Annotated in this window: 22 protein-coding genes and 1 riboswitch; of the genes, 15 read left to right on the top strand and 7 right to left on the bottom strand. The window is 40.6% G+C overall.

Translation table 11 applies throughout. The features are described 5' to 3' along the window. Positions 1-110: 110 nt before the first annotated feature. The 12 genes from ACQKN3_RS08415 to ACQKN3_RS08360 all read left to right on the top strand — a co-directional run bounded on the left by ACQKN3_RS08415 (position 111) and on the right by ACQKN3_RS08360 (position 8,763). Positions 111-857, top strand: coding sequence for a metal ABC transporter ATP-binding protein (locus ACQKN3_RS08415; RefSeq protein ID WP_251689055.1), 747 nt, complete (start codon positions 111-113; stop codon positions 855-857). A 15-nt stretch (positions 858-872) separates the two neighbouring features. Then, the gene (locus ACQKN3_RS08410) at positions 873-1,739 is read left to right on the top strand and encodes a metal ABC transporter permease (protein ID WP_427710749.1); all 867 of its coding nucleotides are present in this window, start codon (positions 873-875) and stop codon (positions 1,737-1,739) included. Then, positions 1,736-2,146 carry a Fur family transcriptional regulator gene (locus ACQKN3_RS08405; RefSeq protein ID WP_251689050.1) on the top strand — a complete coding sequence of 137 codons (411 nt, stop codon included), beginning with the start codon at positions 1,736-1,738 and terminating at the stop codon, positions 2,144-2,146. The genes ACQKN3_RS08410 and ACQKN3_RS08405 overlap by 4 nt, the downstream gene beginning before the upstream one ends. A gap of 65 nt (positions 2,147-2,211) precedes the next feature. After that, positions 2,212-2,393: riboswitch (cobalamin riboswitch) on the top strand. A gap of 163 nt (positions 2,394-2,556) precedes the next feature. Beyond that, the gene (locus ACQKN3_RS08400; protein WP_427710747.1) at positions 2,557-3,114 is read left to right on the top strand and encodes a hypothetical protein; all 558 of its coding nucleotides are present in this window, start codon (positions 2,557-2,559) and stop codon (positions 3,112-3,114) included. Further along, complete coding sequence (locus tag ACQKN3_RS08395; protein WP_427710745.1) at positions 3,104-4,057, top strand: ABC transporter substrate-binding protein; 954 nt, start codon at positions 3,104-3,106, stop codon at positions 4,055-4,057. The genes ACQKN3_RS08400 and ACQKN3_RS08395 overlap by 11 nt, the downstream gene beginning before the upstream one ends. 67 nt (positions 4,058-4,124) lie before the next feature. Then, positions 4,125-4,667, top strand: coding sequence for a bifunctional adenosylcobinamide kinase/adenosylcobinamide-phosphate guanylyltransferase (locus tag ACQKN3_RS08390; RefSeq protein WP_427710743.1), 543 nt, complete (start codon positions 4,125-4,127; stop codon positions 4,665-4,667). A gap of 12 nt (positions 4,668-4,679) precedes the next feature. After that, positions 4,680-5,453, top strand: coding sequence for an adenosylcobinamide-GDP ribazoletransferase (gene cobS, locus ACQKN3_RS08385; protein WP_427710741.1), 774 nt, complete (start codon positions 4,680-4,682; stop codon positions 5,451-5,453). Further along, on the top strand, positions 5,426-6,031 hold the full coding sequence (locus ACQKN3_RS08380; RefSeq protein WP_427710739.1) for a histidine phosphatase family protein: 606 nt from the start codon (positions 5,426-5,428) through the stop codon (positions 6,029-6,031). The genes cobS and ACQKN3_RS08380 overlap by 28 nt, the downstream gene beginning before the upstream one ends. Beyond that, the gene (locus ACQKN3_RS08375) at positions 5,974-6,402 is read left to right on the top strand and encodes a bifunctional adenosylcobinamide kinase/adenosylcobinamide-phosphate guanylyltransferase (RefSeq protein WP_427710737.1); all 429 of its coding nucleotides are present in this window, start codon (positions 5,974-5,976) and stop codon (positions 6,400-6,402) included. Before ACQKN3_RS08380 ends, ACQKN3_RS08375 begins: the two co-directional genes overlap by 58 nt. Continuing rightward, positions 6,389-6,883 (top strand): ECF transporter S component, encoded by a 495-nt coding sequence (locus ACQKN3_RS08370; protein ID WP_427710735.1) that lies wholly within the window; start codon positions 6,389-6,391, stop codon positions 6,881-6,883. Before ACQKN3_RS08375 ends, ACQKN3_RS08370 begins: the two co-directional genes overlap by 14 nt. After that, positions 6,880-7,554 carry a hypothetical protein gene (locus ACQKN3_RS08365; RefSeq protein ID WP_427710733.1) on the top strand — a complete coding sequence of 225 codons (675 nt, stop codon included), beginning with the start codon at positions 6,880-6,882 and terminating at the stop codon, positions 7,552-7,554. Before ACQKN3_RS08370 ends, ACQKN3_RS08365 begins: the two co-directional genes overlap by 4 nt. 138 nt (positions 7,555-7,692) lie before the next feature. Continuing rightward, complete coding sequence (locus ACQKN3_RS08360; protein WP_427710731.1) at positions 7,693-8,763, top strand: branched-chain amino acid aminotransferase; 1,071 nt, start codon at positions 7,693-7,695, stop codon at positions 8,761-8,763. Between the two features lie 59 nt (positions 8,764-8,822). On the opposite strand, the gene ACQKN3_RS08355 is transcribed toward ACQKN3_RS08360, so the two are convergent. The 3 genes from ACQKN3_RS08355 to ACQKN3_RS08345 all read right to left on the bottom strand — a co-directional run bounded on the left by ACQKN3_RS08355 (position 8,823) and on the right by ACQKN3_RS08345 (position 12,482). After that, complete coding sequence (locus ACQKN3_RS08355) at positions 8,823-10,361, bottom strand: SPFH domain-containing protein (protein WP_427710730.1); 1,539 nt, start codon at positions 10,359-10,361, stop codon at positions 8,823-8,825. Between the two features lie 18 nt (positions 10,362-10,379). Next, positions 10,380-10,910, bottom strand: coding sequence for a hypothetical protein (locus ACQKN3_RS08350; protein WP_427710728.1), 531 nt, complete (start codon positions 10,908-10,910; stop codon positions 10,380-10,382). Positions 10,911-11,039: 129 nt separating this feature from the next. Beyond that, positions 11,040-12,482 carry a bifunctional metallophosphatase/5'-nucleotidase gene (locus ACQKN3_RS08345; protein WP_427710726.1) on the bottom strand — a complete coding sequence of 481 codons (1,443 nt, stop codon included), beginning with the start codon at positions 12,480-12,482 and terminating at the stop codon, positions 11,040-11,042. A 121-nt stretch (positions 12,483-12,603) separates the two neighbouring features. Between ACQKN3_RS08345 and ACQKN3_RS08340 the strand changes: the two genes are divergently transcribed. The 3 genes from ACQKN3_RS08340 (at position 12,604) to ACQKN3_RS08330 (ending at position 14,217) form a co-directional block, all read left to right on the top strand. Continuing rightward, on the top strand, positions 12,604-12,933 hold the full coding sequence (locus tag ACQKN3_RS08340; RefSeq protein WP_251689025.1) for a heme oxygenase: 330 nt from the start codon (positions 12,604-12,606) through the stop codon (positions 12,931-12,933). Positions 12,934-13,052: 119 nt separating this feature from the next. Continuing rightward, positions 13,053-13,757, top strand: a complete 705-nt coding sequence (locus tag ACQKN3_RS08335; protein ID WP_251689024.1) for an O-linked GlcNAc transferase — start codon at positions 13,053-13,055, stop codon at positions 13,755-13,757. A gap of 28 nt (positions 13,758-13,785) precedes the next feature. Beyond that, positions 13,786-14,217, top strand: coding sequence for an iron ABC transporter substrate-binding protein (locus ACQKN3_RS08330; protein ID WP_251689022.1), 432 nt, complete (start codon positions 13,786-13,788; stop codon positions 14,215-14,217). A gap of 226 nt (positions 14,218-14,443) precedes the next feature. Here the strand turns inward: ACQKN3_RS08330 and ACQKN3_RS08325 are convergent, their stop codons facing one another. From ACQKN3_RS08325 to liaF, 4 genes are read right to left on the bottom strand one after another with little or no spacing between them, the layout of a single operon-like run. Further along, positions 14,444-14,761, bottom strand: a complete 318-nt coding sequence (locus tag ACQKN3_RS08325) for an acyl-CoA dehydrogenase (RefSeq protein WP_427710723.1) — start codon at positions 14,759-14,761, stop codon at positions 14,444-14,446. A gap of 12 nt (positions 14,762-14,773) precedes the next feature. Beyond that, positions 14,774-15,403, bottom strand: a complete 630-nt coding sequence (locus ACQKN3_RS08320) for a response regulator transcription factor (RefSeq protein WP_251689019.1) — start codon at positions 15,401-15,403, stop codon at positions 14,774-14,776. Next, positions 15,396-16,421 (bottom strand): sensor histidine kinase, encoded by a 1,026-nt coding sequence (locus ACQKN3_RS08315; RefSeq protein ID WP_251689018.1) that lies wholly within the window; start codon positions 16,419-16,421, stop codon positions 15,396-15,398. Before ACQKN3_RS08315 ends, ACQKN3_RS08320 begins: the two co-directional genes overlap by 8 nt. Next, positions 16,418-17,092 (bottom strand): cell wall-active antibiotics response protein LiaF, encoded by a 675-nt coding sequence (gene liaF / locus ACQKN3_RS08310; protein WP_251689016.1) that lies wholly within the window; start codon positions 17,090-17,092, stop codon positions 16,418-16,420. Before liaF ends, ACQKN3_RS08315 begins: the two co-directional genes overlap by 4 nt. Positions 17,093-17,155: the final 63 nt, after the last annotated feature.

Raw genomic sequence — 17,155 nt, 5'->3', positions numbered from 1 at the left:
TTGAATTGTCTTCATCCTTTCAAGTTTATTCCCTTTACATGAACAAAAATCTGCATTATACTAACATGATGTAAATCGTAATGATTTTGAATTAGAAAGAAGCGAACGAAATGAAAAAACCATTGATTGAATTGAAGGATGTTTCCTTTCAATATGAATACACACAAGCATTGAAAAATATTTCGCTACGTGTCAATGAAGGCGACTTTTTGGCGTTAATCGGTCAAAACGGTTCCGGAAAATCGACACTTTTGAAATTAATTTTAGGACTGTTAAAGCCCATGTCAGGGGAAATTAAATTATTTGGCGAACAAGCAAACCATTTTAAACACCGCGAATGGATTGGCTATGTTTCGCAGAAATCCAATGCCTTTAACTCGGGGTTCCCTGCAACGGTCGAAGAAGTCGTGAAAAGCGGTTTATCGCAAAAGGTCGGGCTCTTTAAACGCTATCCAAAAGATGCGGACTTTCTAGTGAAAGGTGCTCTAAAAGATGTCGGCATGGAGAAATTTCTAAAACGGAATATTGGTCAGCTTTCCGGAGGGCAGCAGCAGCGTGTTTTCATCGCACGTGCATTAGTGTCCGATCCGAAGCTCCTTATTTTGGATGAACCGACAGTCGGAATTGACCGCGAAAATGTGCAGGCATTCTATGATATGCTCGCACATTTAAATAAGCATCACAATATGACAATGATTTTAGTTACACACGATGTGGACACGGTTTCGGATCGTGTCAGTCATGTCGCATGCTTAAATCAGTCGATCCATTTTCACGGATACAAAAATGATTTTGATACGATTTCGGAAGAACAGATTGCTAGCTGGAACGGCCACTCTGTTCGAAAGATTCATTAAGAGGAGCAGGCCGTTATGATTGAAGCTATATTAAACTATGAATTTTTACAAAACGCCTTTTTCTCAGGGCTTGTTATTGGAGTAATCGCACCACTATTAGGTGTATTTATCGTAGTAAGACGTTTATCTCTTATTGCAGATGCACTGTCGCATGTCACTTTGGCGGGGATTGCAGGGAGCCTGTATTTGAGCCAATCGTTTGCAGCACTGGCATTGCTGAACCCGATTTATCTAGGGATTGTCGCATCTGTAAGTGGTTCGATTTTAATTGAACGATTACGTAGACTATATAAACATTATGAAGAACTTGCGATTCCGATTATTATGTCGGGTGGAATCGGTGTGAGTGCCATTTTTATTTCACTTGCAAGCGGATTTAATGCAGATTTAATGAGTTATTTATTCGGCTCTGTATCTGCTGTATCACGCCAGGATTTATATGTTGTACTGGCAATTGCAGTCATAGTTGTATTATTTTTAATACTATTTTTTAAAGAACTTTTCGTATTGTCGTTCGATGAAGAATATGCGAAAGCGAGCGGTTTACCCGCGAAATGGATTCATCTAATCTTTATGGTTGTTGTCGCACTCGTAATCGCAGCAAGTATGCGTATTGTCGGAATTTTGCTTGTTTCAAGCTTAATGACATTACCGGTAGCAGCAGCGATGCGATTAGCTCGCGGCTTTAAAGAAGCAATCATTTTAGCGATTGTATTTGGAGAGCTGGCCGTAGTGATTGGACTCGTTTCTGCCTTTTACTTAAACTTGGCACCAGGTGGAACAATTGTTGTCACATCCATTTTAATCTTGCTGTCAGTAATTTTAATTAAGAAGATTGTGTTGAAATTAACTATTAAATCGGAAGGGGAAAAAGTACTGTGAATGCAGCGCGCGCGTGGGAAATATTAAAGGAAAATGGCTATAAAAAGACGGATAAACGAGAGTTGATTTTGGGTATGTTTGCAGCTACAGAAAAATATTTGACTGCCCGTGATTTGTTATCGGTATTGAAAAAAGATTTCCCTGGAATGAGTTTCGATACAATTTACCGTAACTTGGCTACTTTTGTGGAGCTTGATATTTTAGAAGAAACAGAATTAAACGGTGAGCGTAATTTCCGTATGCATTGTGAGTCGGATCACCATCACCACCATTTTATTTGCCGTGATTGCGGGAAAGTAAAAGAACTGTCTGTTTGCCCGATGGAAATGCTTGGTGAAAAACTGCCGGGTTATGCTGTGGAGGCCCATAAATTTGAGATTTACGGGAAATGTCCGGAATGTTTGTAGGTAGCTGTAGTAAATATTTATTTGCATAATTTTTTTTATATGCTAAAGTGATTAAGACAAATTGAATAAATTTGCAGGAAAAAGATGCATTATGCATAAATGGGAATTCGGTGCAAATCCGAAGCTATATCCGTAACTGTAAGCGTTGATGAAAATAAGTGTGAGACCACTGCTAATATAGCGGGAAGGTACTTATGAGTAAAGTGAAACGCAGAGCCAGGAGACCAATCTTTTTCTTATCGTAACATCCCTCTTCGGAATTAAAGAGAATGTACGGCAGTCACTGATTGAATAAGCAACATTTTGCATTCTTGTTTGATTTTTGAAGCCATCCATTTTCTCATGGGTGGCTTTTTTTTCGTACACTCAATATTTTCGGTGAGGCATTACATGAAGTGAGGAGAATTTTTATGAAAAAGGATATCCGTTTTTCCTGCTATCCGTTTATGCGGGAAAAGCAAAGCTGTGTCGATTATGAAATCCGCACTGATTCTTTAACAACACGAATCGGTACCGTTTTTCCGACATTAGTCGATGATGCATCCGGTCAAGTCGTCTTGGAGGATTTGAGGAGGATTCAACCATTAGCCTATCATGCAAATGGTTCGGTCCGCGGCAAATTGGCCATTACATCTGAGGATTTGCAATGGCTAAGCGACCGCTACGATTTTTATGTAGGTGAAGTTGGAGAAGCGATTCAGCAGTTTGTACTGCCACAAGGAATCGAAAGTGCAGCGAGACTGCACATTTGCCGCAGCGAGGCGAAAAAGTCTTACAGGGCATTACATAAAGTGAGCGAAGAAAGAGAAGTGGATGAAATTCTGTTTGATTTTCTAGGGCTGCTTGCCAATGTATTTTTTGTCATGGCGGTCTATATGAATCAGCAACATCAACAAGAGGAAATTCCATTTATCTCAAAATCCTATCCATCGAAAAAGAAAAAAGGAGTTACAACAAATGAAATTTAATAACAAATGGGTCGTTGCTTTAGCAGCAACATTATTACTGGCAGCATGTGGATCAGATGAGGAAAAAACAGGTGGCAAAGCAGAAAAAGAAGAGCAGGCTGAATCGAAAAATAATGGTGTACCCTACACGGTTATAGATGACCGTGGTGTTGAAGTGACATTCGATGAAGTACCGGAAACAATTATTTCTCTGCAACCAAGCAATACAGAGATTTTGTTTGAGCTGGGTGTCGGAGAACAAATTATCGGCGCAACAGAATATGATACATATCCGGAAGCAGCACAAAAAATTGAACGAGTGTCGACTTCTACAGTTATCAATGCAGAGCGAATTCTGGAATTAGATCCGGATGTAGTTGTAGCGTATACAATCGGGGAGGAAGCACAAATTACCCAATTGGAGGATGCAGGTCTTAAAGTGTTTGTAATTGCTTCTGCGGAGACATTTGATGATGTGTATTCGGATATTATCCAGCTGTCGGAAGTAATGGGTGTCGAACATAAAGGGGAAGAAGTTGTAGCCGACATTAGGGAACAAATTGATACAGTACAGGAAAAAACAGCGACACTTGATACGAAGAAAAAAGCATATTATGAAGTGTCACCAGCTCCGGCTCTTTGGACTACCGGCAGCAGCACGTTCCAGCAGGAAATAATGAACTATGCGAATGTTGAAAATATTTTTGCTGATCAGTCGAGTTGGATTAGTGTAACGGAAGAAGATGTCATCACTCGTAATCCAGAAATTATTATTACGCCAGCAACATATATGGAAAATGCAATTGATGAGATTCTAGGACGGACAGGCTGGGATAAAATACAGGCAGTCACAGAACAGGCAGTTTATTTAGTCGATGGAGATATTATGTCCCGTCCTGGACCGCGTATTGGTGAAGCAGTTGAAATTATGGCACAATCAGTATATCCGGAACTGTTTAAATAAGTATAGAATAGAAGGGCATGCCTTAGTTTAGGCATGTTCTTTTTACAATGTTTAAGGAGGGATACCATTGATTTTTATAACCGGTGGTGTACGCAGCGGTAAAAGTGCTTTTGCAGAGAAATACGCAAGGCAATTAGGTGAGAAAAAGACGCTCTACTATGTCGCGACAGGCGTATCCTTTGATGATGAAATGAAAAAACGGATAATCCGCCATCAGCAGGACCGTGAAACTCAGAACATCAACTGGAACACAGTGGAAATGCAAGTCAAAGTTCCGTTAGCGATTGGGCAGCTTTCCAACGAGGCAGTTGTGCTTTTTGAATGTGTGACAACATGGCTTTCGAATGTAATGTATACATATGAACAAAAAAATGAAAATAGCGAATATATCGATAATTGTATCGAATCGCTGCAAAAGCAATTGCTAACTTGGCGGAAGCAAGGTGCTACAATAATAGTTGTATCAAATGAAGTGCTGGATGAATTGCCTTCACAATATGATGAGGTAAATTTATATCGTAAATTGTTGGGTGAGCTACATCAATGGATTGTCCAAAATAGTGATGAAGCATATGAAGTACAATTTCAGCTTGTACAGCGTTGGAAGTAAGGAGGAAACAAGTTGAAAAATAGTTGGAGCGGTTTTTTATTAGCGTGGCAGTTTTTTTCGGCAGTGCCGATTAAGAAACAGCTGGATATGAATTCGAAATCTGTTACATGGATGTATGGATTTTTGCCGATTGTCGGATTGCTGATTGGAGCCATAATTAGTAGTGGTGTATTGATACTATCTCGCTATAGTGAAATTTCGGAGCTGCTGTTGGCGATTTTGATTGTTATCGGGTTGATCGTCCTGACCGGGGGGCTGCATTTAGACGGGTGGATTGATATGAGCGATGCGTTCTTTTCCTACGGAGAAAAAGAGAAACGGCTGGAAATATTAGATGATCCACGTACAGGCGCTTTTGGGGTTATTAGTGTTTTTTGCTTACTCGTATTAAAAATCGGCGTTATTTACGAAATGCTGTTGCATGGTCAATTGGCGATTGTGCCGTTTTTAATCTTCATTCCCTTTATAGCAAGAATGGGGATGCTGCTATATTTTGTAACGATGCAGCCGGCAAAGGAAAAGGGACTCGCTGCTTATTTTAAAGGAATCGTCATTCAAAATAAGCTTGCTGTTTTAATCGGCGTTCAAAGTATCCTGGCATTTGTGTGCTGGTTATACATTGGAGTTTTCAGCTTGTTTATTTTAGTGGTCGTGATGCTGTTCGCCGTATTTATTTACCGGATTTGGTCAAAGAAACATTTTGGCGGTGTAACAGGTGATTTACTCGGTGCACTCGGTGAAGGGTTGGAGGTTATACTATGGCTAACAATATTACTGTGCATTTAATCAGGCACGAAAAAACGAAAGCAAATACAGAACGGAAATATATTGGCTGGACAGATGAACCGATACTGAAAAAAGTGGAAGCCGAGATCGATCTACAGCCTGGTATTGTTTATGGGAGCGATTTACGGAGATGCCGTGAAACTTCACAATGTTATTTTCCGAATGCTGAATTTATCGCATCTAGATATTTGCGTGAGCTGCATTTTGGGGACTTTGAAATGTGTACATATGAACTATTACAGCATAATGAAACATACCGGGCTTGGATTGATGATCCGCTTGAAAACCCGATACCGAACGGAGAAACATTTTTCCAATTCAAGCAGCGAGTATTGGATGGCTTTCATAAGATTGTAAATGAAAAGAAGGAATATACGTTCATCGTACACGGAGGAGTAATTCGATTATTACTTGCCATATACGGAATGAAGGAACAAACTTTTCAGCAAACAGTGGCCAATCATCGTACGATTTATACACTTGGCTGGGATTCGGTAGATGAACTCATAGGAGGTGCGAGATGTACGTTATACTCGGAGGCGCACATAACGGTAAACGAAAATATGCAGAAAAATTGATTGAACAGTTACCTGCAAAAGAACTGATTGTTTGTGAAGGCCACTTGGCAAAACTTGAAAATATAAATGAAAACGAGCGCTACATAATAAGTAATTTTGAACAAATGATTTTACCACTTCTTCATGAACCGGAAGAAAAGGCTGCCCAGCAAATTTTCGAACAGATTATACAAATTGCAGAGCGGGCAGAACTGTTTTGTATTTGTACAGATACGAGCCGCGGCGTTGTACCGCTTGAAAAAGACACACGGCAATTAAGAGATACATGCGGCCGGCTTTATCAGAAGCTTTGTAATGAAGCACATACAGTTGTTCGTGTATGGTACGGCATACCACAAATTTTAAAAGGAGATTCTCATGGACAAAACTAAATTACGTTTAATTATTTTAACAGCATTGATTGCGGCAATTTGTGTGATTGGGAGTTTTATTAAAGTGCCGGTAGGGATAGTCGGAACAGCTGCACTCGATTCTGCCCCGGCTCTTATAAGCGCAATCTTTCTACCGCCAGTTTTTGCCGGCGCGGCAGGAGCACTCGGACATATCGCGACAGGTCTCACATCCGGCTTTCCGCTAGGCGTTTTACACCTTTTAATTGCAGCGGAAATGTTTATTATCGTTGCGATTTTTGCGATTATGCATCAAAAAGGCCAACGTATTTTAAAATGGATCTTTGTAATAATCGCAAATGGGGTCATTGCACCAATTCCGTTTTATTTTATTATTTCTCCGGCATTTTACATCGGCTCGATTGCCTCATTAACAATTGCTACAGCTGTGAACTGTCTTATCGCGATACTTGTCATGCCTGTATTGAAAACGGTGGTGCAGCGGGTAGGGGTTAATGTATGAGAAATGCGATTGAAGTTAACGGGTTAGTCGTATCGATTGATAATTCGGGTTGTATCGGCACAAAAGAGCACGATATTGTACATGTCCCAAATGAAATTACCGCTTATTTTACCGCTCGTACGGCTATTTTAGAGCAACTTTGCGCGGGTGCAATACCGGTACAGTTATTAATGGCCAATTTTTCAGGCGATGATGTCTGGACAGAATATGAGCAAGGTTTTAAAAAGGCATTTTCCGAAATGGGGCTGGAGATGCCTTCTTTAATGGGCTCGAGTGAAACGAATTTTCAGTCGCTTCAGTCAGCTGTCTCACTCACGATGCTTGGGAAAAAGCAATTCGCACGAAATACGAATCATTGCGAGTTCTATGTTGTCGGCGAACCGCTTGTCGGAAATGATGTGATAGAAAATCCCCACAAAATAGCCCAGTTAGATGAGTTATATGAAGGACTGGTCAACGGTATGATTCAAGCAATATGGCCAACAGGTTCTAAAGGAATTGGGGCAGAAATAATACGTTTTGCCGGAGAAAATTTTACAGCTCATGTCGATTTAACCAGCTCTGCAGGTCCATCATGTGCGGTGTTAGTTGCTGTGAAAAAAGAGCATGAAGAAATGTTCAAAACTAACATGACAGCACCTGTTAGTAAACTTGTAAAAGCTAAAGAATGATTGTAAGAAATTTGCTCGAAAACTAATGGAACTGCTAGAAAAAAAATTTTTTGACGGAAATTAAAAAATACTAAATTTTCTAAAAATAACGTGGTATGATAGAGTGTATCAACTTAAATTTTTAAGGAGCCTGAAATTATGACAACATACCAAATTACAACTGAGTTATCAACAAATAGAAAACAAAAAACACCTGCAGAACAGCTTGGTTTTGGTAAGATTTTTACTGACCATATGTTTGTTATGGATTATGAAGATGGAAAAGGATGGCATAATGCGACAATTACACCATATGCTCCGATTACATTAAGTCCTGCTGCGATGGTATTCCATTATGGACAAGCGGTATTTGAAGGTTTGAAAGCATATATGACAGAAGATGGTGAAGTCCAGTTATTCCGCCCGGACCGTAACTTCCAACGATTAAATTCTTCCAATGCACGCCTTTGCATTCCTCCGATTGACGAGGATTTTGCATTAGAAGCATTAAAAGAATTACTTCGTGTAGATCGCGAATGGGTTCCGACATCTCCAGGTACATCTCTTTATATTCGACCATTTATTATTGCGACAGAAAGCTATTTAGGAGTAAATCCTGCGAAAAGCTATAAATTTATGATTATTATGTCACCGGTTGGGTCTTATTATAAAGAAGGCATTAACCCGGTTAAAATATTAGTAGAACAGCAATACGTACGTGCCGTAGTTGGCGGTACGGGTGAAGCGAAAACAGCCGGCAACTATGCGTCGAGCTTAAAAGGTTCAGAAATTGCTGCACAACAAGGCTATTCTCAAACATTATGGCTGGACGGTAAGGAAAATAAATACGTAGAAGAAGTCGGCAGTATGAACATCTTCTTTAAAATTTCAGGAAAAGTTATTACACCTGCATTAAACGGCAGTATTCTACCAGGGATTACTCGCGATTCGATGATTGAAGTTTTAAAATCAAAAAATATTCCGATTGAAGAGCGTGCAATTGCCTTTGAAGAGGTTGTAGAAGCGGCTAAAAACGGCACATTGGAAGAGGCATTCGGTACAGGAACAGCAGCTGTAATTTCGCCGGTAGGGGAGCTGAAATGGCTGGATGAAATCATTTCTGTCAACAACGGCCAAATCGGTGAAGTAACGCAAATGCTTTACGATACATTAACAGGCATCCAATACGGTAAAGTTACAGATACATTTGGCTGGACGGTTAAAATTTAATAAAAAGAAAATACAGCATTTTCCGTTTTGGAAGAATGCTGTATTTTTTATTGAACTAATTATTTTTCAAGGATTTCTTCAACGCGTGAAAAGTCTTCGCGAGGAATTATTGCCGATTTTTCAAATGCATTTTTTCCGACATATGTTTCAATTAGTTCTTTAACATCAATACCGGAAGAGGCTTTTAATGTTTCCTGTAAGCCGGCCATTAAATCAGTCGCATAACCCGTCACTTTACCAGCACCGCCGTTTGCACCGCCACCTGTATCAACAACTGTAATCTTATCGATATTTGAAAGCGGGCTAGCAACTTGTTTTGCGTATTCCGGTAACATTTTAACAATCATATCAAGGACAGCCGCCTGACCGTATTGTTCAAACGCTTCTGCAATTTTCTCTTTTGCTTCTGCTTCCGCAAGACCGCGTAGACGGATAATCTCAGCCTCAGCTGTACCTTGTGCACGCTCTGCATCTGCTTTCGCCAGACCATCTAAACGAATGCGTTCTGCTTCAGCTTGAGCCTGTGCTTCAATACGGTATTTCTCCGCATCTGCCTGCGCAAGCTCTTTACGTTTTTGTGCTTCTGCGTTTTGTTCAATTGCATAACGATCCGCATCTGCTTTTTTCTTTACTTCTGAATCATATTGCTTTTCACGACGCAGAATTTCTTTTTCTTCTAATTCGATTTGCTTTTGACGTTCAATAATTCGTACTTGCATTTCCTGTTCTGTTACTTCCTGTTTAGCACGTGCAGATTCCAATTCGTACGCCTGGTCGGCACGGGCTTTTGCGATATCCTGCTCACGGCGGTATTCAGCCACTTTTAACTGATTATTTTTCTCCGCTTCCGCAATTTCAGTAGCACGCTCTAATTCAGCCTGTTGCGCTTCCTGAGCTGCCTGAGCACGTTTAATACGTGTTTCTTTGTCTGCTTCAGCAGTTGCGATATCGGCATCACGTTTCACTTGAGCGATTCGAGGCTTACCTAGAGAATCCAAATAGCCGTTTTTATCACGAACATCTTTAATTGTAAATGATACAATGATCAATCCCATTTTCGCTAAATCCTGAGATGCGACACGTTGTACTTCCTGCGAGAACTTATCACGGTTTTTATAAATTTCTTCAACTGTCATCGATCCTAAAATCGAACGTAAGTGACCTTCCAGTACTTCGCGAGCTTCACTTTCGCGTTCCTGTTTATCTTTTCCTAAGAATTGCTCGGCAGCAGTTGCGATTTCTGAAATTGAACCACCGATTTTGATGATTGCTGTTCCATCAGCCATAACAGGAACACCTTGCTCAGTATAGACTTCCGGAGTTGTTACTTCCAGTTTGCTTGAAAGTAGACTAAGTGGTTTCGCCTGCTGGAAAACCGGCAATACAAATGTACCACCACCGCGAATAATTTTAATGCGGTTTCCTGAATCATCGGTATGTACATTTTTACTTCCTAAATAACTACCTGTTACGATTAATGCTTCATCCGGACCGGCTGTACGATATTTCATAATATAGACGGCTATAAGAGCGACAATTAGAAATACAACTACCCCGACTGCTATTAAAATACCTGATATACCTGCCAAACTTGACATAAAAATTCCTCCCTGTTTCTAAAATTGAAGTTCTTCTTTCTCATAAATCGCGACCATTGCTGTACCATCACGCATCTCAATAATTAAAACTTGCGTGTCGTATGGAATCTCCACTTGATGAAAACTTGCTGCACGCTTTGATATAATGCCGTTTGCCGTTTCAATCACCATCTCCCCAAAGCCTTCAAGAGGAACAGGTACAATCACTTTTCCGACCTGACCTTCTAGCGATTCTTCTGTATAGGCAAGGGATACTTCCGCAGAACGTAAAGGAACGAGTAGGAAAAAATAAAGAAGTGCTGTCAATAAACTCGCAATTATAAGAGCGATGATGAATGTGATGAAACTTGTAAAGCCGGTAAACTGTTCCAGCAAATAGCCCGCAGCCGAAGTAAACGTAATAAACGAAAGGATTACAGCTGGGTCAAAAAATGGTGATCCATCGATGGAGACATCCGCAACATCTGCAAAAAATAAGTAAAGAACAGTGCAACACCCAATAACGATTAAGATGATTAAATAAATGGTTTCAATGGAATAACCAAACAAGTTGCCACCTCCTTAATGCTATTTAATAAATTTACGGATGAAATGGAAAAAAGTTTCATAAAAATTTAATATTTTCCGAAAAATAAAATGTATGCCAATTCAAGTGGTTGACATACATCCTGCTAGAGACTATTTCATTTGAAAATCATTTTTGACCTGGACGGTAAGAGGCCTGTTTTGTTCTATGTATTCCATCATTAAATCGGGGATGAATTTAGCTGCTTCACGAACAGGCGGTTTTTTAAACATCTGCATTTGGTGCGCACCTGTTGCACGGTAACTATTGACGGCAACTTCAAAGATCTCATTATCCTGAATGGGTTTACCTTCAAACGTTAGCTTCGTGACACGTTGACCTGTTTGTTGACGCAAATCAATTACGTAATCAATGCCACCCCACAAATCATAAATATACGGCTGCGGCTCCGGATAGTGCACGGTCATACTAAAATCGATTTCCCCTTTATCATTCAGCGCAAAGACAGCTGCACTTTGTTCAATCGCCCGGCGGATTTCAGCTCCGTTCATTTTGATGACGAGCAGCCGGTTCGATCGGGGAAGATTATGTAAAACATGTTCACGGGTTACTTTTTCAGGAAAGCCACCTTGTGTATGGTAGGGCAGTTCGATAACCGAAATTTGGGCACCCGTGTAATGGAGCTGCATATCATGAAGCAATTGTGTATATGCGGTCATTTTTGTACGGGGCGTAAAAAAGTCCTCATAAGTCAACGCTTGATTTGCTGTTCCGATTTGTTGTTTTTTCCACGCATCAAATTCGGAAAAAGACTGCATTTTTGATGTGGGGTCCACGTGGATGATAGACGGTTCAAAAGAAAATGTACCGTGTTCTACAGTGACATCAATTTGCGCAAAGCAATGTGCATTTGCCCCTGGTTGCACGACAGCGACACCGTTGTGCACTGTGGCAATTTCCAAATGCTGATGCCCGGTAATGAAGAGATCAATGCCTCCTATTTCATGAAGCATGCGATAGCCTTCATTTTCACCTTGTTCCTGATCTATTAGGTGACCGCTATGAAGATCCCGTTCAAACCCGCCGTGATAGCTTAAAATGACAAGCTGTACCTGTTCCACATCGCGAACATATTTTACAGTGTTTTTCGCACTTTCAAATGCGTTTTCGAAATCCAGATACTTTGTTGATCCACATTCATCCCAGTTTTTTGTGAAATGTGTCACAACTCCTATGACAGCAATGCGCAACCCGTTTATTTCTTTAATGAAATACGGTTCGGCAAACCCTGGAATATTGGCGGCAATCCATGGGAAATTCGAGGCGTTGCGGATCGCTTGGATTTTTTCGGGAGAATAGTTGAATTCATGATTGCCGAAAACTGCAACATCATAGCCGAGTGTGTTTGCAAGTTCGATTTGCGGGTGCTGTTTTTGGACAATATAATCGTAATAATAGCTTAAATGACTCCCGTGCAAAAAATCCCCGTTATCGATTAACAGTGCGGGCTGCCTTGCGGAAACCATTTGCGCAAGCTGTGAAAAGCGTTCGGTATGTCCATGGATATCGCTTGTCGCAATAATAGTAAATTTCATTGAGAAAACTTCCTTTAATATTTCATTTTCCTTATTATAGCGTGAATTATTGCGCAACAGTTCTGAAAGTGATTAAATAAATATATAGGCAGTTTATGCTAAATTATAGGAGTTGGTAATTATGATAACAGTAACAAACCGTATCAAAGTAAAAAAAGGTTTTGCCGAAAAAATGGCCCCACAATTTGTACAACCAGGACCATTACAAGAATTCGAAGGTTTCCAAAAAGTGGAAGTACTAGTTTCTACACAATTTGAGGAATATGACGAAATGAGCGTTGTGATGTACTGGGATTCAAAAGAAAGCTTTGCAGTATGGCGTGAAAGTGATGCATTCAAACAATCACACAAACGTCCATCTCAAGGTGAAGGCGGAGGCCACCAAGGCGAATCTCCAATGCTAGGTTCAGAAATCGTAATCGCCGAAGTAGCAGGCACAATCTCAAAATAGTGTTAAGGGGTGTCCTAATGTATTCGTTAGGGCACCTTTATGCTATACATACTATTGGTTGAAATACATATAGGTTATGCTTTAATAAATTGTGAATGAAAAACAGAAAGGTGTTTTTAATGTCGAACATGGTGCAGTATTTTTATGATGGACAGTTTTTAAAATGCTATGAAGAAGCGAAACGCCAATTACAGGGCGGAGAAAATGAAGAACAGGCAACGCAATTCCTAAAGATCTTTGAAAAATACGAGTATGAAAAATTCCCGAAGCCGACAGAACAAATTTCGCAGAGTGTCGAACGTGCTAATGAAAGCTATCCGGAAAATGATGAAGTTGAACAACTACGGGCGATCAAAGATGAACAACAGTTTTCGGAAAAAGTGAAACAGCTTGAACATGATGCACGGACAGCGGATGCTGAACGGAAAGCACAGTCGTTTTATGTACAGGGACACCTTTTTTTAATGTCGCATCATTATGATGAAAGTGTGCACTGCTTTATGGAAGCGGTGAAGCATCATCCAAATAAGGCATTGTATTACGGGATTGCAGGGCAGACGATGAACCGCTTTAACTGGTCTCCGTTTGATGTGATGGTCTATATTGAGCGGGCGATCGACATGGATTCGGATAACTCAAGATGGTACTGGAATAAGGCGCTCGTTTTAACACAGTTGTACAAAGATTTAAATGCCGAGCCGTTTTTGGAAAATGCTTTAATTGCAATTGAGAAAGCAATCGAGACGAGCCGCGAAGATCAAGTATCACTGCGTTCAGGCATCGATTCAACATTGGAAAATTTGAAAGAATATCTTTTCAATTAATGAAGCACCGTTAAATGGAGGAAAAAGCATGAAGTTTTTATCTTGGAAAGGTATTTCGATATACTTAACGATTATTCTATTTTTACTCATTTTTATTCAGATTCTGGACTGGAATAAAGGGAATGACAAAGAGGGTCAATATGCGGTAGAGCTGGAAAAAGCGTATACGGATTTAGTTGAGTTCCAAACATATATTTTGAACGATGAAGTGCAGATCGATGACAATAAGCATGTGCTGACGATGTACGATAAAAACTTTCAATATCAGCTAAGCATGTTCATTGATATTTTCGGCAATAAAAAAGTGGATGATGCGAACCTATTTGATTCTTATAAACAAATTGAAGAAGCATTGGCAGCTTTTTATGAAGCGGAAAGCGCGGAACAGCAAGGGCAGGCACATGAGCAGTTACTCGACGCGAAAAAATCGCTGTTTACGATATTGAATGACCTGAAATAATATGGGCTCACGAACGCTTTGAGGGAAGCCGGACGTGGGCTTTTTTTGTGGGAGGGAGTGGGCTGCAGGGCGGAAAAGTTCTAATATTCTTGCCGGAAGTTCTAATAAACCGGAAAAACTTCTAATAATTCAAAGCCGGACACACTCCATAACAACCCCAACCCCAAAAAAAGCCATCCCAAAGTTATCTACCAACTTTCAGGACAGCCTCAGCTATTCACATTCCTTACTTTTTCTTCTTTTTCTCCTTCACAAACGCAAACACGATTAACGCAACCCAAATCATAACGATCGCTATAAAAATGTAAAAGTTTTTCGAGGAGCTGGATAAATTCAATTCATCTGCCAAAATTCCTGTAATCGACTGCAATTGTGCACTTAATAAAATAATCAGCGCGCCAATAAATAGCATGATTTTAGGATTGATCGCAAAGCGCAGCAGCACGATGATGAACAAAGCTGAGAAAATCAGCAATAGGGTGAACAGGGGATCCAGTAATGTAAGTGTCCCGTCGTTTGCAAAGTTTTCGTACGTAAATGTCATGAATAATTCTCCTTACTTTACTAAGCCATTTTGAAATGCATAGACGACAGCCTGTGTGCGGTCCTGCACTTCAAGTTTACTTAAAATGTTGCTGACATGGGTTTTCACTGTTTTTAATGCGATAAACAGCTCTTCCGCGATCTCCTGATTGGCAAGGCCGCGCGCCATACATAACAGTACTTCCATTTCCCGGTCTGTTAAATGGTTATGCAGGGCAGGGGCGGTACCGCGCATACGGGCCATTACCCGTGTCGTGGCTTCCGGCTCCAGAACGGTTTCCCCGGCCATCGTTTTCCGGATCGCGTCAGCAATTTGTTTGGCATTGCTCGTTTTCAGTATATAGCTGACAGCACCTGCTTCAAGTGCCGGGTATAATTTATCGTCATCGATAAAGCTCGTGACAATCATAACTTTTGCTTGCGGCCATTGTGCCAGAATTTCGGCAGTCGCTTCAGCACCCGTTTTTATCGGCATCACATTATCCATCAGCACAATATCCGGCTTTAGCGAAAGCACTGTTTCAATCGCTTCCTCGCCGTTTGTTGCTTCGCCGATGACTTCGATATCGGGTTGTGCCGATAAATAGGCTGCAACACCGATTCGAACCATTTCGTGATCATCTACTATGACAACTTTAATCATTCATTTGTTCCTCCTTTTTAAGCGGAACTTTCACTTCGACAATTGTTCCTTCATCCGGTACAGAGACAATCTTATACGTACAGCCAATTTCGACAGCGCGTTCGGCAATATTGCGCAGCCCGTACGATGTCGTTTTATCTCCCTCCAAATTAAAGCCAAGGCCATTATCCTGAATGCGCAAAATCGCAAGCTGATCACGTGCGATTAATAACAGCTCGACTTCTGTTGCTTTTGCATGCCGTAAAGTATTTGATAAAGCTTCTTGGGCAATACGGAATAAATGATCTTCCTCCGCTTTCGATAATCCGATTTCCTCGATCTGGTAATCAATATTGAAATACACTTTTTCCTGTAATTCTACAATTAGATCTTCTAAACCTTCTGCCAAGCTTTTATTATGCAAAGCAACAGGTCGTAAGTGAAGGAGAAGGGCGCGCATTTCGAGCTGTGCCTGCTGGACGATTTTCTCCACCTGCCCCAGCTGCTTTTGTGCAAGATCATCTTGACGCTGTTCTGTAAGCGCGGAGAGAAGCATGGATGCCGCAAACAGCTGCTGGGAAACAGAATCATGCAGTTCCCGTGCAAGACGCTGACGTTCTGCGAGAAGCCGCTCCTGGACGATGGCGTCATTTGTTTCCACCTTTTCATTGGAAAGTCGCTGTAAAGATGTCCGCTGTGTTTCAATTAATTCGTTCGTTTCGCGCAAGGCCTTTTTTAAGGAACCATTTGCTTTCTTGAATTTTTGTGCAAAATCTGGCTCTGCTACTTTTTTCACGATGCGGGTCATCTGATTTTCTTTTATTTTTAATGATATCGATATCCATAAAGAAATAAAGAAGCTGGTCGTTGTTGCGGTAATGGCGATAACAGCGACAATCGGTATTGAATACTCATCGCTTTCCCATAAAAAACGCCAAGTCTCTTCCTGGGGCTGACCGAGCAGGAAAACAAAAATATTCAGAGCAAATGTCGCAAAAACCATCATCAATATAAAAAATCGTATTATAAATGCAATCATCCGCGCTGCACCTCCACATCGCCAATCCAAGATGTCACATAAAGTACTAGGACACGTTTTGCATCCATTTCTCCATCCTCAAAATGGAGCTGTTCATTAATACACTGCTTTGGCGCATAGTGCAGGTATGCTGCTTCTCCGTATATAGTGGAGTAATGGAGCTGAATCGTCACTTCATAAGGTACAATAACCCGTACTTTACCTAAAGATTGATGGATAACAATAATCGATTTCCCGTTTGGTAAAATAGTTTCGGTCGTATCGATTGTAATATCGCCGATAAAGCGTTGAATATGAACATCTTTCCAATGATAGCTTTCTGTCGGAGCACTAGTTGTTCCGATCAACTGATTTTGATTTGATGTATTGGCAAAGTGGCTTTTGATTTCCATCACTTGCTCTTTTTTCGTTAAGTATTGGTATAAAAGAAAGACAAGAACACCAATGATTAATAGGCGCAGTGTCCAAATATTAATAATAGCAAAGAATAATAGAACGAGTCCCGTCCATAATAAGTAACGTTTCTTCTTTTTAAAGCTGAAAAAGAGAAACAGTGCACCTAAAATCAGTAAAAACACGGTGCCGTTATTGAAAAGTGTCAATTCGATCAATACGACAAGTGCCATACTAATCGTGATAATTGCAAGCTGATCAGATGTAATTTTCGGCATAGTGCCTCCCCCTATAACGTGCAAAATGGAGAAAGCACGATGCCTTCTCCTTTAAGCATTATA

Source organism: Solibacillus sp. NPDC093137 (assembly GCF_050280445.1).
Classification (GTDB): Bacteria; Bacillota; Bacilli; order Bacillales_A; family Planococcaceae; genus Solibacillus; species Solibacillus isronensis_B.
This window is presented reverse-complemented; position numbering and strand designations above follow the sequence as displayed.

Bases quoted from the DNA above. Each gene is read 5' to 3' on its own strand.
- ACQKN3_RS08400 (WP_427710747.1), top strand. From the start codon at position 2,557: ATGAAAAAGGATATCCGTTTTTCCTGCTATCCGTTTATGCGGGAAAAG.
- ACQKN3_RS08370 (WP_427710735.1), top strand. From the start codon at position 6,389: ATGGACAAAACTAAATTACGTTTAATTATTTTAACAGCATTGATTGCG.
- ACQKN3_RS08395 (WP_427710745.1), top strand. From the start codon at position 3,104: ATGAAATTTAATAACAAATGGGTCGTTGCTTTAGCAGCAACATTATTA.
- ACQKN3_RS08315 (WP_251689018.1), bottom strand. From the start codon at position 16,421: ATGATTGCATTTATAATACGATTTTTTATATTGATGATGGTTTTTGCG.
- ACQKN3_RS08380 (WP_427710739.1), top strand. From the start codon at position 5,426: ATGGCTAACAATATTACTGTGCATTTAATCAGGCACGAAAAAACGAAA.
- ACQKN3_RS08325 (WP_427710723.1), bottom strand. From the start codon at position 14,761: ATGACATTTACGTACGAAAACTTTGCAAACGACGGGACACTTACATTA.
- ACQKN3_RS08410 (WP_427710749.1), top strand. From the start codon at position 873: ATGATTGAAGCTATATTAAACTATGAATTTTTACAAAACGCCTTTTTC.
- ACQKN3_RS08365 (WP_427710733.1), top strand. From the start codon at position 6,880: ATGAGAAATGCGATTGAAGTTAACGGGTTAGTCGTATCGATTGATAAT.
- ACQKN3_RS08335 (WP_251689024.1), top strand. From the start codon at position 13,053: ATGTCGAACATGGTGCAGTATTTTTATGATGGACAGTTTTTAAAATGC.
- ACQKN3_RS08340 (WP_251689025.1), top strand. From the start codon at position 12,604: ATGATAACAGTAACAAACCGTATCAAAGTAAAAAAAGGTTTTGCCGAA.
- ACQKN3_RS08360 (WP_427710731.1), top strand. From the start codon at position 7,693: ATGACAACATACCAAATTACAACTGAGTTATCAACAAATAGAAAACAA.
- ACQKN3_RS08330 (WP_251689022.1), top strand. From the start codon at position 13,786: ATGAAGTTTTTATCTTGGAAAGGTATTTCGATATACTTAACGATTATT.
- ACQKN3_RS08345 (WP_427710726.1), bottom strand. From the start codon at position 12,482: ATGAAATTTACTATTATTGCGACAAGCGATATCCATGGACATACCGAA.
- ACQKN3_RS08355 (WP_427710730.1), bottom strand. From the start codon at position 10,361: ATGTCAAGTTTGGCAGGTATATCAGGTATTTTAATAGCAGTCGGGGTA.
- ACQKN3_RS08415 (WP_251689055.1), top strand. From the start codon at position 111: ATGAAAAAACCATTGATTGAATTGAAGGATGTTTCCTTTCAATATGAA.
- ACQKN3_RS08375 (WP_427710737.1), top strand. From the start codon at position 5,974: ATGTACGTTATACTCGGAGGCGCACATAACGGTAAACGAAAATATGCA.
- ACQKN3_RS08320 (WP_251689019.1), bottom strand. From the start codon at position 15,403: ATGATTAAAGTTGTCATAGTAGATGATCACGAAATGGTTCGAATCGGT.
- liaF (WP_251689016.1), bottom strand. From the start codon at position 17,092: ATGCCGAAAATTACATCTGATCAGCTTGCAATTATCACGATTAGTATG.